A 15,382-nucleotide genomic window follows, 5' to 3' on the forward strand; every position below is an offset into this window, starting at 1 on the left:
TGCTTCTCCCCACACCGCAGCCTAAGTCTAACACTTGCAGATCCCTATAATCCAGCAGTTCAACTGTAACGCTATATTTTTTTCACAAACCTAGATCCTTAAATTTCAACACCCGGTTATCTTTAACAGCTACGAAAGTAAAATAAGACGATTCTTCCATAATCCTCTTCATCCGACTGCCCATCTGCTCACGCTCTGTCGGGTATCCCAGATCGTCCATTAAAGCCGCCAGATCTTCCAGATCTTTCTCCTAATAGCAGCGTATGTTTAGCATATGTTTCCCTCTCTCATGTGACATGCCTCTCTCCAAAATGAAACAAACTCGGCAACACTCTTATACCGCTCGTCTCTGTTCGGGCTGACAGCTTTAACCGCAATTTTATGTAAGGCCTCCCCGGCATCCCATCTGTCCACCGAACGGTCCAGCTCACCTCCGAGTAATCCAAAGGCAATCGCGCCCATATTAAACACATTGGTCACGCTATCAATTACCGCACCGCGTTCAAACTCTTCAGGTGACATAAACCTGGACGAGCCCCAGAGTCTTCCCATCGAATTATAAAATGGTTTCTGCTGATACATGTCAATGTCACATACGCGGACCGTGTGATGGATGAAATCATATAAAATACTGCCGTCATAAAAATCGACGGCAACAACGTTATTCTGTTCCACATAGACATGAAAATCAAAAATATCATTTAAAGATTGCAGCCTTAACTCGACCGGCAGCTGTCTAAAACGGAAGTAGGGAGAATCTGGATGGGTGTATTTTGCCGGAGGTGGATATGTTTCATGCGGATGCAGATTTTCTCCTGCAAACCATTCAAATACGGCAGCATATCCCGATCCGACAGGATAATGGTTCAGCAGCTTAATCAGGGAAAGATGACTCAGCTCCTCATACAGGTGAATTCCTTTCTTTAAACGGTTTACAGCATCGCCCGGTTCTCCATTAAACTCCAACGTTCGTGCCCCTGCATATTTTATAAACTTTCGCGTGCCATCCGCTGATTCCACTCCAAAGCTGATATTTCCGGAATCCTGCTGGGAAAATACCTGAAAGACACGTCCCTCATCCTGAATCCACTCGAAGTTATGGACTTCCCTTAAATCAAAAATAACATCACCCATCTTGATCGTTACATTAGAATTTTTCATCCTGTGCCCCCTTATAGAAACAAAATAGACCGTTCTCATCCAGAAAACGGCCTTTATACTAATCAGAACTGTTTATTATTATATTCCAATAAATTACTTATCTCAATCCAATATCCTCAAACCGATTATGTATGTTCTCACTTAACATTAGTCTCAATTCTTGTACTGCTTCCTCTTCCCGCTGCTGGGCTTCCATAAATAGCGGAATAAGCTGTTTGGCTCTCGTTCGACTCCCCGCAAGGCTAGTACCAGCTCGGGGTGTCTTTTGAACAATATCATCAAATCGTTCAGCCACATTGCCGTACAGCTCAGCCGCATTACTGTACACAGGCCACATATTTTTCAGAGAGAACATATATTGGGCGATATCCTGCTTCGCGGCCCCGTAACAACGAAAGGTTTCCAAGGCGCCTTCCTCGTCATAATATCCGCTTTGAAGAGCTTCTATAATGGCAGCATACGCCTGCCTGCCGCAAGCATACTCACTTGAAGGCAGCATAATGTCATGGGTCTCCCATTTGCTTACCGCCTGCATCAGCGACTCCTTATAAATCTCATCAATGTCCATGGCGATTTGTTTTTCATACAGCTGATAATACCAATATGGGGAATGGTTACAACCGAAATCCTCATATCTAATCGTTTGATACTCATCACTAATTCCATCACAATAAAAAAATGTCTGTTGTTCATCATCATAACCCGTAACGACAACAAAAGAATCCTTCCATACCAGTGCTCCCGTTCCCCGGGTAATTGATTGCTTGATATCTTGTACAGCAGCCTTTTGATACAGCGAAAAGGTAGGCTGAAAATGAAAACCTGCATGTTGTGTTGTCGTTAGCCCCAGAAGATCAGCAGCTACAAAATGCTCAGCCATCCAATTGTAGGCTGTGGCGGAGTCAACGGATAATCGGCGGTTTACCGTAAAGCGGAAAGCCATCGCCGTCATACCCGATAAAACAGACTTTGAGCAGTTCACTGAACCTCTATGCATCAAAATAGCATAAAGAGCGTCGATGTAGGAAAGGGATTCTCGTCTCATATGTAAATCGGATAAAATGATCCGTTCCATCATTTAGCACTCCTTTCGTTATCGAACCATATGTGCGCCCCACCTTGGAATCGTGCTTCGCTTAGAGTCGGGGTAACGTCTGGAAATATCTCTGAATTGATTGACAGCCTGATCTTCTATATCTTTAGCCGCAAGCAGAGCTTCAATAAGTACCGGGATGTACGCCCTGTTTATCTGTCTTCCGTTTTGCGAGTCCGTTAGGTAATTCGCCAGCTCTCCTATGACTTGTGTCAGCTGTGAATACAGTTCATAAGCTGGCTGAAGATCAGGCCACAGCACGACTGCTTCCCGTAAATAATTTTTGATCTCATTTCTCGAATATATATAGGAATCCAAAATATAGACGGCGCCAAATTCGTCATAAATGCCGTTCTCCAGTCCACGGATAAGAAAATCGTAAGCCAGTTTGCCTGAAGCGATATCCGTCGAAGGTAGTGTTTTATGAGGGATATCCCAATCTTGTATAGCAAGCCTCAAAGATTCCAGTATCATATCTTTTAGCGGGACGTCTACTTTATCTCCCAGCAACTGAATAGACCAGAAATCTGTGCTATTCAATCCAAAGTTGTCGTAGAGTACAATCTGATCTTCGAAAGAATAACCGTCTTGTATAAAAAAGACCTCATCTTCATCATCATATCCACGAATCACGCCGAATTCCGGAAGCCAGTAAATGACACCTATGCCTTGGTTCAAGCTTTCTTTTACCCATTGTACAGCCTCTTGCTGATAGCGGTGAAATGTCGGATGTCTTGTATAGCCTCCATCGCTTACGGTATAAATTCCAAGGTTATCTATAGCCGGCAAATGCTCTGTCCCCAACTGTCCGTAGGCCGACACAGACATCGGCAGCAATCTCTCATGCACAGTAAACTTAAAGGCCATTCCTGTAAGACCTGACAACATATACTTCGCTCCCTGAAAAAGACCCCTCGATGTAAGTACAGCATAAAGACTGTCTGTAAACGATTTCGACTCTCTTTTCATATCGAGATGATCCAAATATATCCCGCTCATAACACCCACATTACTCCTTTAATGTGTCAGTTGAATGTGCATTCGTTAAATCCAATTGCTCCATTATGGACTCGCAGCGGCTCCTAAGCTTAGTTCTTAGCCATTTGGGTGAGGACAACTCCTGCCATTCGGTCATATGAATCATCAGATCCTGCAAAAACAGCTCTGCTTCATAAAAATCAATTCGGTATGTACGATCTTCGATTTCATGAGCAGGATACCCATACCACGTATTGCAGGCAATCGGCTGCCTGAACACCATCTGTGCCTGAAAAGGTTTTGATCTTATACGCAGGGCATCTGCGTTTCCATACAAATAACTGGGCGTGATCATTTCGACCTTCTCCTCAGTCACTTTCAAATGCTTGATTCGGTCCAGACGCAATTCAACGTCTGTTTGTTGTTCAATGCAGTTTATACGAACATAATCTGCACTATATTTAGATAAAAGCTGAAGCGGGCATCCTATAAAAAATATTTCGCCCTCTTCTCCTCTATACAATATTTGCACAATAAGTGAATCCCGAACGGCATGAGTCAGCAGCTCAAAAAATCGCAACACTTGCGGGCTAACGTTAAATACCGGAAGACGGGTACTTTCCAGCTGCTCGTCCGTAAAACGCCCAAGTAAATGCGCAACCCTTCGGACGGAAGACGAATTCTCATAATCATAGCTGCGATAGCGATGGGCAAGGTAGTTAAGTACTCTTTTTTCTTCTTCGGTCATGTAAAGGAGAGGGAGAAGAAACGTTTTATCTTTATAGCAATAGCCTCTTTTTTTGGCAACGTACGTCAGAGGAGCTCGCAGCGAGATTTCTAAATATTCAATATCACGCTGCGCCTGGCGTGTGGATATCTCAAACTCCTCGGCCAATAAACGGCTGTTCGGGTATTTTCCTTCCCGAATCTGCTGATCGAACCAGTGTATCCGATGCATATTGCTCATAACGGTGTCAACTCCCCTCTGCCATTGTAACCAACATAAAGCGCCCGCTCCCTCCATAGGGAACGGGCGACGCCTTCAATTCAGCCTGTAGAATCAGCTGGCTGAAATTGCATCTACCTTCGACTGTGGTGCCTTATCACACCGTTTACATACTTTAACGGCTGTTCCGTCTGTTTTCGTCCGAGGATATAGCAGCTTAATTCTGCTGCTATGACAGACAGGGCATGTACCTCTGCCACGTGAAGGTAAGTTCCAGAGGGAGCGCCCTCTTTTTGGTTTGGACATTCTTTGCTAACCTCTTTTCATCTAATCTCATCTTAGAACGTCTTCCTTAATATGGGAAGCAATTTTATTATATTACATGTGCTACGACATAAAATGTCGTAGCACTAAGGCAATTAATAAATTAAAAGGCTTTGTTAAATTATATTGTTGATTTTATAGTGAAAAAGAGACCCTCAAGTTGCGAAGGTCTTTTAGTTAATCAATTATTCATCTTTCGGTTGTAAACAACTCTTGACCAAAAGTAAACAGCACAACCTATCAATAAGATTGTCATCTGCCAACCAGAATCACCCTTAATGAAAAAACCATAAAGTGACCAAATCAATAATGCTAAGGTATAAAAGATAAATCCATATTTTGCAGATTGGTCACTCTGATATTTCTCCATTTCATCAGCTTTTCGTAATTTCATTTGACTTCCTCCTCATAAATAAATAATGTAACGCCACATATATTTGCGAGTTCTTCCTGAGAGAGTTTCATATTTCTTCGTTATAAATGTAAAAAACTTTTTACACTCATAATTATAATACATCGTCTCAGTATGTCAAATTGTTTTTACATTCAGATTGGACAAATTAAGAAAACCGCCAGCTGCTCGATGAACGAGCGCTGGCGGTTCTAAAGTGCACAATTACCGATGGTCCTTCCCATCGATATGCAAAAAATTTATTGTGTTATCGACCTTATGCAGGTACCCTATTAAATCGCCGCATCAATCCTGGTCTGCGATGCTTTGTCGCACCGCTTGCATACTTTTAAAGACGTGCCGTCGGATTTGGTTCGTGGATACAGCAGTTTAATGCGGGTACTGCGGCATACCGGGCACGTGCCCCGACCGCGGGCAGGCAAATGCCATAGGGAGTGTCCTCTTTTTGACTTGGCCATTTTTTCACAAACCCCTTTTCCTCAAAATTTCACCTGAAACGGATAACCGGACCGAGTTGAAATGTGATGAGCGTCATGGGAAGAAAAAAGTCTATCTACGTACCTCTAAGAAGGCTGGCCGCATTTAGGGGTAGTTATTCTGCTGATATATTCTAATGTCTCGTATCTGTAATCGGGCCTTTCCCTTCAGCCAAAAGCTTTGTCAAATAAACAATTTGTCCGGTATGATATCCGTAATGCTCAGCCACATAGAACAGATGGCTTTGAATCGGGCGTACATAATAAGAATCTGAGCTTTCCGTATTTCCAACTCTCATTCGCTTCCAATCCTCAGGGTCGTACCATATCTGTACTTCACGTTGTAAATCCTGATCTAGCAACTCACCCAATACAGATTCCGATTGCTGACGGACATCTTTCATCCGGGTAAGAATCGCACTAACATTCATTCCACCGTTCATCGTAAATTCATTAGAACGTTCTCGGATAAACGGCTTGTTTCCGATTCCGCTCACGAAATGCTGGTATTCGTTACCGGCCAGATGAATGCACAAATTTCCGATGCTTAGCATTTCTCCGTTTACTCGCTCCCAGATCTGTTCATCCGAGAGCCGATTAAGGCAAACTTCAATTCTCGCCAATTGGGTGTTCATCTGTTTCAACACGTCTTGGACAAACATATCTTATACCTCCTCATGTGTACCATATTTATGTTCATTTTGTTGATTTAGTCATGATGGTCGTTATTTTCATAAGGAATAATAGTATATTTATGTTTCCGATCCCGGCTTTCCCTTCAGTCTCCATCTTATCGTACCGTATATAATGGCAATCAAGATAAACCCTCCGGCGGAATAAATCAATCCACCAGCCGAAACAAATGACAGTACTAAACACTACAGATTCAATCACAATCTGCTATAAATCTTTAATAAAGGTCACACGTGAGAACCCTTTCGTATAATAATCCGTTTCGTACTTCAGTTCCTGATAACCCAAAGAACGATAGAAGGCCAGTGTCTCTTCATTTCCCGGGTGACCTAACGTAGATAACATGACACTGCTAATTCCTTGTGCCTTTAACAATAGGGATAGCGATTTAAGCAAGTCCTTTCCGATTCCCTGTCTTTGATGTTTAGGAGACACGACTACACCAACGAATTCATACAGCCTTTGGTCATCGTTATGAATGTATCCCGCATGACCTACCACTTGGCCCCTCTCATGTTCAGCCACAACGTACTGCGACTTTGTCAAATCACGATCAAATAAATAACTAGCCCAACGTTCTGGGTACATATCAAGCACAAAATCCGGAAACTGAAGAGGATACTCCTTCATTAATTTTTTTACGGATTCCTGATCCTGCTCCTGTAAAAAACGAAAATTAATCATCGAGATCCCCCCTTATAGTAAAGTAGTAACTGCCATACTGATCAGATAGGCAGCAGGTACGATAACAAGCTGTGCAAGCATCGTTCCAAAAAAACGTGTGACCATTAAAAGTGTATATACCTTGCCGAGCTGATCTCTCGTTTCCGGTTCATGAGTCGCTTTATCTGTAATGAGGCCAAGCTGGGGATCGATAAATATCGTTAGTATAATGGTGGCTATACCATTGATGATACCCGAGGCTTGTGAAGCCGTTGTGCTTAACTCAGGTACGATATGGGCCGCATATAAAGATGACAGCACACCTACTGTATAAAAGGCCGTTACCAAGACGTTCAGCAAGATAAACCGCTTGGGAATACCCAAATATCGGAACTGACTGATCTTAAGTGTTGGTCTTCTAAAATAATGCTTCGTATTTTTGAGCTGACCTATCGTTACGCTGGAAATGAGCTTGGGGATCGATCCAGCCACTTCCAGCTTCGCTATAACTCGGGCGAACAGGTTCACGAACGTGGGAAACAGCACAATGGCAATCAAGGTGCCAACAGATGCTGCAAGCAGGATAAATCGAAAATATCGGAGCACATCAAAGGAAGGATCTATTCGGGCATAGTCTACAAATTTGGCTGTCAGCGGAGCCTGAATCAGGTTAGAGGTTCTCGACACGAGCACAATAATACCAGTCAGAGACAAGGCGACAGCAATTTTGTTTAACTTCACGCCGGCATACCGGGCGGAATAGGACAATGTTTCCGCCGTGTGGATGACCATCGTCAGAACAAATACGATTATGAGGCTGTTCACCATAGGCAGTACTCCTCTCCCACTCTAGAGAACATAAAGGGTTTCATCTGGACAAGCCTGTTAAGTTAATCCAAAGATTTCGTTTCATATCATTGTTGTTCTTGCACCCCGGTAACCCATGCTGTGACCCTTAAATCAAGCTCATCCGGGTAGTCTATATTCAACTTCTCTGCCGTTTCCAGAGAAATGTCGCGGAACAGATTCATGGTTGAGATCAATGCTGTCCAGCTGTCCTCCTGATTGAAACGACCAAAGACACGATCAAGCTGATCCATTACGTCAGCTTCGACCCATTCACGCATAAATTTACCGGCATGCCATATATCCTGCTTATGGTACACAGCTACTGCATGCCATTCCATCATTTTCAAGAGCAACTGTTTCATATCTGTATCTCTGGTTTTGGCGATCCATAATTCATTGCGCAGTATCTGCTTAGCGACATACATGGAAGCGAACCAGAACATATTCACCACCTGAAGAAACTCCTCATTGTGAACAGGTTTAGGATTAATAGATAATACCTCTGGCTTTCCATCAGTAATCTGAGCTAGACAAGAATCCTTATCTACAATAATCCGGAATCCTCTGTTAAAACCTTCGGGTATGCTTCCTTCTTGTATCTTGATAAGTTCGGTATCCGATTTAATTACAAAGTCAGCTTGCAACCCGCCTGAAAATAACACTAACCGTTCAACATCTCCACCTGAAGTGGTGGATACAAAACTGGTCCAAGGATTACCTATCTCTTTCAACCAGGCATCGTTGCCAATATAAAAATCCGATCGAGACGTGAATATGACGATATCCAAGTCAGACCATTCATCTGCTGGATGATCTAATCTAGCTCTGGATCCAACAATTACTGCGGCTCTGATATCATCGACCGTGTCAATCCAATGAATAAAGTCACTTTCAAGCTCCTTATAACTTCCATTCACGTCCATGAAAGTAGGCACTCCTCTCACTCCACCGTAATATTAAAATCCATCCCATACGGATGAAGTCCTAACTTTTGAGCTACTCGTTGAGAATTCAAATTGTCCCAGGACGTACTGTAGAGCGGTATGCGACCTTGCTTTAATACTTCGCAAATCCATTGGGCAGTTACCTTTGTAGCCAGTCCTCTCCCCCTGAAATCTTCTACGGTTGAAAGACTTGCTTCAGTAGCTCGGTCTGAGATTCGGGCGGAGCAACATAGCGAGACCACTTGACCCTCCCATACGTAACCGACTATCGGCAGATGTTCTGTGAGCTTAAGCGTTAAATGATCAAAATGTCTGCTAAGCATATGAGCATTATTTTCGTTGATCACCATTACCTGTTCATCTTCCATAGGCGGTGGGGTGCTGTGAAGATATGCGTAAGCTGGACCAATCCATACATTTTTCACTGCACTATATTTTCCGATGATTTCACAAAGCTTTACAATGTTTATAGATGATTTGATATGATCATTTAGCTCTTCTGCAATCGCCTCGGGTAAGCGATCACTTATATACGTATGCATGGAATTACGTGTTTTCCCAATAAAAAGCGTAGGTGAATCTGTCTCGCCCGGTTCGTTTATTCTAATCATCCGCCCTGTTTCATCCAAAACATACAATGTCGAAGCCTGAATCTGCATCAGCTGATCGTCATTTAGATCAATGCTCTTCATAAAACTACCTTTATAATCATCCTGCTTCGCTTCTCTAATGATAAAATCCATGGTGTCCTCCAGTAGTTTGATATAAATCCGTATCAGAGTTTATCTAATGTTGTTCCACATGGATTTAACAGCTCTTCCGTTTGGCAATCCATAGGGTCCATCGGTCTTGTTCCTTTATTTCATCGTCTTGCCTATCTTGCAATTTTTCAAGTATATAGGCAACGAGCTCCCCAAGTTCATGATCATTAAGGTCATGAAGAATAGATCGGCCTGTTCGATTCAGCAAGTCCTGCTCCAGTTCGGCTATATCATGATAGGTTCTACGCGTTTCCCAGAAGGAAATCTCTTCAATCTGTTCAAATTGATTCGCAGAAAGGCTTTGTGCTACGACAAGACTCGTATGCCTGCGCCCCGTTTCCTTCTGAATCAATCTAGGGTATCTCTCGAAAAAATATCCACGAATGTGGTTCACACTTCCAGGAAGAAGACAATCTGCCTGGGTCCTGTCCTGCACAATGATCAATCCGCCCGGCTTTAGCACACGAGAAGTTTCCCTGAAGCAGGCATCTAGATCCGTAATGTGATGAATAAGAGCCCGCTCCAAGATCAAATCCACGCTCTGCTCTGGCAAACCGGTATCAAGCGCATCCCCCTGCATAAAAGTTATATTATCGTAAGAGCTGCAGTTATCCCTTGCTCCATCCAGATTGGATCTGGAGAAATCCATACCTATGACACGGCTCGCTCCCAAATCTGCCAATGCTTTGCTGTATATCCCGCCACCACATCCGATATCGAGTGCAACCCCAGGATTTTTACCGACATATGGTCGCATAAGTTCAATCCACTCGTGATCGGCTGTTCTTGCAGCGTAAGTATGTTTATTTTTTCCGTCATGAAAATCAATGGTCATCGCCGTATCTCCTATAAGTGTCGATATGACACTGATGTTAGTCCGAGCAGCCGTGCAGTTCTCTCATATTCTTCAAACAATTGATCCTTACTGATCAGTTCATGGTTATGCTCGAAAGTAAGGTGGAACTCTTGATTCCGCTCAGACAAATATTCAAGATATCGATGGGAATCTCCGTAGCTTTCATCCTCGTCATGCTCAGGCAGCACCGGCAAATGATGTTTAAAAGTATCATCCGAGTAAACGACGTTGCTGTAATGCACCAAATAAACCTGAGAAGCCAAAGTCTCCATGAAGTTATACGGATCAAAACCCTCAAACGCTCGGTGTGCGATATCCAGCCTTGCCGTGTCGATGACCAAGCTGATGTCGGGATTATTTAAGAACGATTGAATAAACACATCTTCGTAATCCCCGAAAAAATCATGCTCCAGCACAATACGTTGTCTGTACTGCTGCTGCAGCTCGGATAACCTCTCAAACAGCCGTTCGGAAATGTCCCGAAATTTGGATTTACTTAATTGATCATACTCATATCGATTCAATGAATCTGGTAGTTTCAGATAAGGGACATAAGGCTGCTGATAAGTCGGATAGAATGGATAGTGGAACAAAATATAATCCGCCCCACACTCTGCCGCAAGCCTAACTTCTGTCGTTATTCGTTCTAATGCCTCTCTATATTGCTCCGGGTCAGGAGAATTCAGAGTAGGCATTGAGTAGCCATATGTACCGAGAATAGGACCGTGAACACCAAACTTGAGGTTTTCGTTCATGCAGAATCGGCTTACCTCTTCAACGGCTTCTTTGCTCGGATACTTCGAAATCTCCATTCCGCTAATGAAATCATTCGATATATCATTCCATCGATCCAGCGTAAATTGATGCCACATTCCTATCTGAAGACGTCTCATCTTTTATTACCTCCATCCTTACCTACTCTGTAATACTCAGCTTCACTTCTCCACCAATTGCTTCGAGAGTTGCTTCTCCACCGACTGGAATCGTAATTTGCGGTGTTGTATGTCCAAAGTTAACGTCGGCTACTACAGGCAGGTGCTCCAGTTCTTTCTTGGATTTGATAATATCGTGCAGGAGTTGTCCGCTCATCTGTGATTCACGTTGAAACCGTCCGATAACGATTCCTTTAACATCATGAAAACCGGGCTGATGAATGAGTGATTGCAGATCACGATCAAACGTCGGTGGCTGCGATTCCAAGTCATCTTCAAGAAACAAGATGGCGCCCGCTAAACTCGGCATAAACTCTGTCCCATGCAGCAGGTTGAGTGTACACAGATTAGCACCGATGATTACACCTTCCGCTTTTCCTTCATTAATGACATAAGGGCCATCGTTCTGAATAAATGTCCGGTTCTCCTGATCCATATACCAGGCGTCATCACTCCATTCCGCTGATGAAAGTACCGATACAGGCGCCTCTTGGAACATCATTTTGTAAAAATATTCGGTCGTATATTCAATCCCGTGAAGCATGCCAAAGGTTGAATAATGCGGACCAGAGTACGTGATTAACCCTGTCTTAGCGTATATAGCGCTGCTCAGTGCCGTGATATCTGAATATCCGCACAATCTCTTAGGATTCGATGCAATAATATCATAATCAATATAGCTCAACAGCTGATTGCAATTGTAACCGCCAATCGTAGTGAGAATGCCCGAAACATTTGGGTCCAGAAATGCTTCATGTAAATCTTGAATTCTGGATTCGATAGACGAAGAACTAAACGCGTCACTTTCCTCGCAGTACTTGGAGTATGTTACAGTGAGCCCCATCTCACTCAATCGTTGCTCAGAAAGCTTACGTTGTTCTTTTGCGATAATAGACATACTCCGTGAAGGTGACAGGATACGGATCTCATCACCTGGCTTGAGCTTTTGTGCTTTCATATTAACTCCTCCTCTATGTTCTAGCGACTATAGTTCACTTGTATTCTTGAATGTGTGTTCGCGGATGCAATGATTGCATCAAGTACAGATTGAACTTTATGTCCATCATCGAAAGTTGGTAAATCGACTAGTCCATCATCACCGTTTATCGATTTATGTAGTAAATCTACCATTGGATAAAACCCACTATAGTAATGTTTAAGTGGAGCTTTTAATTCATATGGCGGTTCCATTTGGTTGATCTCAAGCTCCTTAAAATCCCCACCAAAACTTAACTGAATGGACTGGTCATTCCTCATGATCAAAGTTCCTCTACTTCCGTAAATCTCTAGAGTCCAACCCGTACCTCTAATACCGGGATAAAAGACATCAGCCGTAAAAGAAGCATCGTTTCTAAAGTTACCCATGATTGAAAATGCATCATCTGTGTTCCTATTTTCTATTTCAGTAGCTCCTGAAAAGCTAGGGACAACCGTTCTCATACTAGCGTATACATGGTCGATTTCTTCTTCCAACCACCACATCATTGAATCCAGCATATGCGAGCCTACAGCAAATAAATGTCCTCCACCAGACTCTTTTTGCCCTTCCCATCCTCTAGGTTGAGTCGCTAACGCTTCATATCCAGAAAAACTCCCCTGGTACTTCATATGATGTATACTGCCAAGTTCACGATTCTTCAAAATTTGTTTGATCCGCTGCCTAACAGGTGTTAATCTCCATTGGAAATTTACAAATCCTTTGCGCTTTGTTCCGATGATTTCATTCATCATCAGCCGAGTCTGATCCGAATTCATTCCTAGTGGTTTCTCACATAATACATGCAATCTGTTCTTCAGTGCTTCCATTGTCATTGAACAATGATGTACTGGAGCAGAAACAACAGATACTAAATCCAGTTCCTCCGCTTCAAGCATCTTATTCCAATCGGTGTATTGTTTAATGTTGGGCATATCCTTTTCACTGAGACCTCGATGCACACTGGCAATACACTTCACTTCAAAACCCTCATGCATTTGAAATATAGGAGCGTGTACTGACGCCCCAAACCCGCCTCCAATGATACCAACGCGAATTTTTTGCATGTATTCTATCCCCCAGTTAGTAGTATTCTCGGCTGTACTCCTCGATTCTGCTCTTTAATTCTCGATTTCGGTACATTAAAAACTGGCGCATATACGCCTTCAGCACAACTCTCTCGGCAATCCATCCGAACGGACCTAATGGCGCCTCCAGATAAAGAACATCCTGCATTATCGTCGTAATCCCTAAATCGATGAAATGATGCTCATGCTTCAGGCTTTTGAATGCTCCACGGCTCATCGTATCTACAAAAAGATACGGCCTTTTGTACTCCGTAATTTGTGAAGCCAGCCTCTGCCGGATCAGAAAGTGGGTCGCTTCAAAAGTGACAAACTCTCCTTGTCCGATCATGCCGCTCGTGACTCCCTCGACCGCATGTTCTTTTGTATGAGGCCACACAGTCTGTGTATGAAGATCGATATCCCTGGCAAAATCAAAACAAATGTGAATAGGTGCCATGATTTCAATTTCTGTTGCAATCTTAATCAAAAGATTTACCCACCTTTATGTATTCTCTCTACTACTTAACACGACAGATGTTTCAACTTGTCTCTCAGGAATATTCCAGTACGTTTGAAGCAATGCCTACTAACTTTTTCACTGCTTCAATCTTTTTCGGATCATTCGGATCTGTCCCCGATGGTTTATCTTATCCTCGAACACATGAAACCACATGAAATAATAGTTAGCCGGAATAAACGGCTATCTGCGGAGTAAAACCATCGAGATCCGTTACCGGGTAAATGCTATCCATATCCATATTCATCATCAATCTATCACTCCTTACCTAGTAAGAAGAAACGCCTTCGACGTCCTTATTAAAGGACGTCGGTGTTTCTTCGAGAAATATAAGCCAAGTATCAATCTGAAATTTATTCTTTCTTATATTTCAAAAAAGACACCAAGCACGATTAAGCTTGGTGTCTAATATAAATCTTATCTTAGGTGTTATCTGCTGTTAACAGTATACATCAAATGGCTTTCCCCGGAAATGCCATTACATTCATCAGGTGCAATGCTAGTCAAACCACACATCTTTTGCCGGATTCCGAAGATACTCGAACATCTGCTGAAGCTGTTCCTTGGAGTTGCGTTCCAGCGATAATTCCGGCAAGTTATTTTCGCTAAAGAAACCAACCTCTGAGGTCTCTACTCCACCTGCCGCTTCTCCCCCAGTTAGTTCGCATTGGATAAACATCTTATATACATGCTGAGATGCAGGCGGATGATTATGGAATTTCTTGTCCAGCACTGCCAGCAGTCTGACAGGCCGAGCATCATAACCGGACTCTTCCTTGATCTCTTTTACGACAACCTCTTTCGCCGATAGCCCAATGTCCGCCCATCCGCCCGGAAGTGCCCATACTCCATCGAGCCTCTCCTTGACTAGAAGAATTTCCCCCTCTTGAAAAACAACCCCGCGCACATCCACCTTCGGCGTTGGGTATCCAGTGTCACTTGCAAACAATGTCCGAATCTTCTCATGCTTCATATCGGTGTATTCATGTAAAATCGAAACGCTTAGTTCCCGCAACTGCTCAAATCGTTCTTTATCATAAACATCCTTGGAATAGGCAAGGCCCGCCTGGCTGATCGCCTGAATCTCCTTCGCCCACTCAAGCCACTTCTGAGTCATTGTACTTCCCTCCATTTATTCTAGCGGTTTAACCTGATCTTTCCAGCGTGCCATAAAATATCGATTGGATATTTTGAGGGCTTCCGTACGATCACTCGCCGGTGCTGAAATCATTAGTCCATCTCCCCCGTTCCAGCCACTCCGGTCTGGACCGTATTGCTCATTTACCTCTATCGAGAACTCGCTCATATCTGCATTTGTGTACATTGAACCGTAGTTATAAGCATATAAGCTGTCATCACTATAACCTCTGTAAGCAATTAACGCGGGACTGTTATCTCCGAAAAATTTTATAACGAGCTCTCTCTGATTGACAGGTACGGGAAGCTCTTCATTTTCAATATGGATGGTCCCAGTAAATATTCTTTCCCCTTTGAAATTCCGCTTCATCTTACCATTGATGTTGACGGTGACAGACTCTTCGAAGTCCTTGTTCTCTATCCCTAGCCTATACTTCACCCCTTCTACTGTATGATGAATAGACTTCGGAACCATATACCAAATGACGCCAGCCACGGCAGCAATCAACAGACCCATCAGTATAGATACGGTCACTTTTCTGATACTCCACTCTCTCAGGCTAGACTCACCCCGATTCCCATAAATTTCATTATTAA

20 protein-coding genes and 1 pseudogene are annotated in these 15,382 nt (G+C 43.1%); all 21 read right to left on the reverse strand.

Going from position 1 to position 15,382, the window contains the following annotated elements:
- Positions 1-82: 82 nt before the first annotated feature.
- Positions 83-220: a hypothetical protein gene (locus MNQ98_RS20245; protein ID WP_241929850.1), complete on the reverse strand. Its 138-nt coding sequence runs from the start codon at positions 218-220 to the stop codon at positions 83-85.
- A gap of 47 nt (positions 221-267) precedes the next feature.
- On the reverse strand, positions 268-1,161 hold the full coding sequence (locus MNQ98_RS20250; protein ID WP_241929851.1) for a protein kinase family protein: 894 nt from the start codon (positions 1,159-1,161) through the stop codon (positions 268-270).
- A gap of 97 nt (positions 1,162-1,258) precedes the next feature.
- The gene (locus MNQ98_RS20255) at positions 1,259-2,239 is read right to left on the reverse strand and encodes a hypothetical protein (protein WP_241929852.1); all 981 of its coding nucleotides are present in this window, start codon (positions 2,237-2,239) and stop codon (positions 1,259-1,261) included.
- 15 nt (positions 2,240-2,254) lie between these two features.
- On the reverse strand, positions 2,255-3,253 hold the full coding sequence (locus MNQ98_RS20260; RefSeq protein WP_241929853.1) for a BtrH N-terminal domain-containing protein: 999 nt from the start codon (positions 3,251-3,253) through the stop codon (positions 2,255-2,257).
- Positions 3,254-3,263: 10 nt separating this feature from the next.
- Entirely contained in the window at positions 3,264-4,199 is a 936-nt protein-coding gene (locus MNQ98_RS20265; RefSeq protein WP_241929854.1) for a helix-turn-helix transcriptional regulator, read from the reverse strand.
- A gap of 93 nt (positions 4,200-4,292) precedes the next feature.
- The gene (locus tag MNQ98_RS20270) at positions 4,293-4,484 is read right to left on the reverse strand and encodes a hypothetical protein (RefSeq protein ID WP_241929855.1); all 192 of its coding nucleotides are present in this window, start codon (positions 4,482-4,484) and stop codon (positions 4,293-4,295) included.
- Positions 4,485-4,683: 199 nt separating this feature from the next.
- Positions 4,684-4,896, reverse strand: coding sequence for a hypothetical protein (locus MNQ98_RS20275; protein WP_208918753.1), 213 nt, complete (start codon positions 4,894-4,896; stop codon positions 4,684-4,686).
- Between the two features lie 290 nt (positions 4,897-5,186).
- A complete protein-coding gene (locus MNQ98_RS20280) occupies positions 5,187-5,372 on the reverse strand; it encodes a hypothetical protein (RefSeq protein ID WP_241929856.1) in 186 nt (61 codons plus the stop codon).
- A 152-nt stretch (positions 5,373-5,524) separates the two neighbouring features.
- Entirely contained in the window at positions 5,525-6,052 is a 528-nt protein-coding gene (locus MNQ98_RS20285) for a DinB family protein (protein ID WP_241929857.1), read from the reverse strand.
- A 238-nt stretch (positions 6,053-6,290) separates the two neighbouring features.
- Positions 6,291-6,767 (reverse strand): GNAT family N-acetyltransferase, encoded by a 477-nt coding sequence (locus MNQ98_RS20290; RefSeq protein ID WP_241929858.1) that lies wholly within the window; start codon positions 6,765-6,767, stop codon positions 6,291-6,293.
- A gap of 12 nt (positions 6,768-6,779) precedes the next feature.
- Positions 6,780-7,574 carry a lipid II flippase Amj family protein gene (locus MNQ98_RS20295; protein WP_241929859.1) on the reverse strand — a complete coding sequence of 265 codons (795 nt, stop codon included), beginning with the start codon at positions 7,572-7,574 and terminating at the stop codon, positions 6,780-6,782.
- A gap of 86 nt (positions 7,575-7,660) precedes the next feature.
- Positions 7,661-8,518 carry an aminoglycoside 6-adenylyltransferase gene (locus MNQ98_RS20300; protein ID WP_241929860.1) on the reverse strand — a complete coding sequence of 286 codons (858 nt, stop codon included), beginning with the start codon at positions 8,516-8,518 and terminating at the stop codon, positions 7,661-7,663.
- 17 nt (positions 8,519-8,535) lie between these two features.
- Positions 8,536-9,282, reverse strand: coding sequence for a GNAT family N-acetyltransferase (locus MNQ98_RS20305; RefSeq protein WP_241929861.1), 747 nt, complete (start codon positions 9,280-9,282; stop codon positions 8,536-8,538).
- Between the two features lie 64 nt (positions 9,283-9,346).
- Positions 9,347-10,135, reverse strand: coding sequence for a class I SAM-dependent methyltransferase (locus tag MNQ98_RS20310; RefSeq protein WP_241929862.1), 789 nt, complete (start codon positions 10,133-10,135; stop codon positions 9,347-9,349).
- Positions 10,136-10,146: 11 nt separating this feature from the next.
- Positions 10,147-11,049: a sugar phosphate isomerase/epimerase family protein gene (locus tag MNQ98_RS20315; protein WP_241929863.1), complete on the reverse strand. Its 903-nt coding sequence runs from the start codon at positions 11,047-11,049 to the stop codon at positions 10,147-10,149.
- A gap of 22 nt (positions 11,050-11,071) precedes the next feature.
- Positions 11,072-12,046, reverse strand: a complete 975-nt coding sequence (locus MNQ98_RS20320) for a S66 family peptidase (RefSeq protein ID WP_241929864.1) — start codon at positions 12,044-12,046, stop codon at positions 11,072-11,074.
- A gap of 20 nt (positions 12,047-12,066) precedes the next feature.
- Positions 12,067-13,131, reverse strand: coding sequence for a Gfo/Idh/MocA family protein (locus MNQ98_RS20325; protein ID WP_241929865.1), 1,065 nt, complete (start codon positions 13,129-13,131; stop codon positions 12,067-12,069).
- Between the two features lie 16 nt (positions 13,132-13,147).
- Positions 13,148-13,618, reverse strand: coding sequence for an SRPBCC family protein (locus MNQ98_RS20330; RefSeq protein ID WP_241929866.1), 471 nt, complete (start codon positions 13,616-13,618; stop codon positions 13,148-13,150).
- A 108-nt stretch (positions 13,619-13,726) separates the two neighbouring features.
- Positions 13,727-13,822 (reverse strand): annotated as a pseudogene (locus tag MNQ98_RS20335) (DinB family protein); the annotation flags it as partial.
- A gap of 325 nt (positions 13,823-14,147) precedes the next feature.
- Positions 14,148-14,765 (reverse strand): NUDIX hydrolase, encoded by a 618-nt coding sequence (locus MNQ98_RS20340; RefSeq protein ID WP_241929867.1) that lies wholly within the window; start codon positions 14,763-14,765, stop codon positions 14,148-14,150.
- A 15-nt stretch (positions 14,766-14,780) separates the two neighbouring features.
- Positions 14,781-15,320: a hypothetical protein gene (locus MNQ98_RS20345; protein WP_241929868.1), complete on the reverse strand. Its 540-nt coding sequence runs from the start codon at positions 15,318-15,320 to the stop codon at positions 14,781-14,783.
- Positions 15,321-15,382: the final 62 nt, after the last annotated feature.

The organism is Paenibacillus sp. N3/727, from assembly GCF_022637315.1.
GTDB classification, from domain to species: Bacteria; Bacillota; Bacilli; order Paenibacillales; family Paenibacillaceae; genus Paenibacillus_AQ; species Paenibacillus_AQ uliginis.

Bases quoted from the DNA above. Each gene is read 5' to 3' on its own strand.
- MNQ98_RS20245 (WP_241929850.1), bottom strand. From the start codon at position 220: ATGGACGATCTGGGATACCCGACAGAGCGTGAGCAGATGGGCAGTCGG.
- MNQ98_RS20250 (WP_241929851.1), bottom strand. From the start codon at position 1,161: ATGAAAAATTCTAATGTAACGATCAAGATGGGTGATGTTATTTTTGAT.
- MNQ98_RS20255 (WP_241929852.1), bottom strand. From the start codon at position 2,239: ATGATGGAACGGATCATTTTATCCGATTTACATATGAGACGAGAATCC.
- MNQ98_RS20260 (WP_241929853.1), bottom strand. From the start codon at position 3,253: ATGAGCGGGATATATTTGGATCATCTCGATATGAAAAGAGAGTCGAAA.
- MNQ98_RS20265 (WP_241929854.1), bottom strand. From the start codon at position 4,199: ATGAGCAATATGCATCGGATACACTGGTTCGATCAGCAGATTCGGGAA.
- MNQ98_RS20270 (WP_241929855.1), bottom strand. From the start codon at position 4,484: ATGTCCAAACCAAAAAGAGGGCGCTCCCTCTGGAACTTACCTTCACGT.
- MNQ98_RS20275 (WP_208918753.1), bottom strand. From the start codon at position 4,896: ATGAAATTACGAAAAGCTGATGAAATGGAGAAATATCAGAGTGACCAA.
- MNQ98_RS20280 (WP_241929856.1), bottom strand. From the start codon at position 5,372: ATGGCCAAGTCAAAAAGAGGACACTCCCTATGGCATTTGCCTGCCCGC.
- MNQ98_RS20285 (WP_241929857.1), bottom strand. From the start codon at position 6,052: ATGTTTGTCCAAGACGTGTTGAAACAGATGAACACCCAATTGGCGAGA.
- MNQ98_RS20290 (WP_241929858.1), bottom strand. From the start codon at position 6,767: ATGATTAATTTTCGTTTTTTACAGGAGCAGGATCAGGAATCCGTAAAA.
- MNQ98_RS20295 (WP_241929859.1), bottom strand. From the start codon at position 7,574: ATGGTGAACAGCCTCATAATCGTATTTGTTCTGACGATGGTCATCCAC.
- MNQ98_RS20300 (WP_241929860.1), bottom strand. From the start codon at position 8,518: ATGGACGTGAATGGAAGTTATAAGGAGCTTGAAAGTGACTTTATTCAT.
- MNQ98_RS20305 (WP_241929861.1), bottom strand. From the start codon at position 9,282: ATGGATTTTATCATTAGAGAAGCGAAGCAGGATGATTATAAAGGTAGT.
- MNQ98_RS20310 (WP_241929862.1), bottom strand. From the start codon at position 10,135: ATGACCATTGATTTTCATGACGGAAAAAATAAACATACTTACGCTGCA.
- MNQ98_RS20315 (WP_241929863.1), bottom strand. From the start codon at position 11,049: ATGAGACGTCTTCAGATAGGAATGTGGCATCAATTTACGCTGGATCGA.
- MNQ98_RS20320 (WP_241929864.1), bottom strand. From the start codon at position 12,046: ATGAAAGCACAAAAGCTCAAGCCAGGTGATGAGATCCGTATCCTGTCA.
- MNQ98_RS20325 (WP_241929865.1), bottom strand. From the start codon at position 13,131: ATGCAAAAAATTCGCGTTGGTATCATTGGAGGCGGGTTTGGGGCGTCA.
- MNQ98_RS20340 (WP_241929867.1), bottom strand. From the start codon at position 14,765: ATGACTCAGAAGTGGCTTGAGTGGGCGAAGGAGATTCAGGCGATCAGC.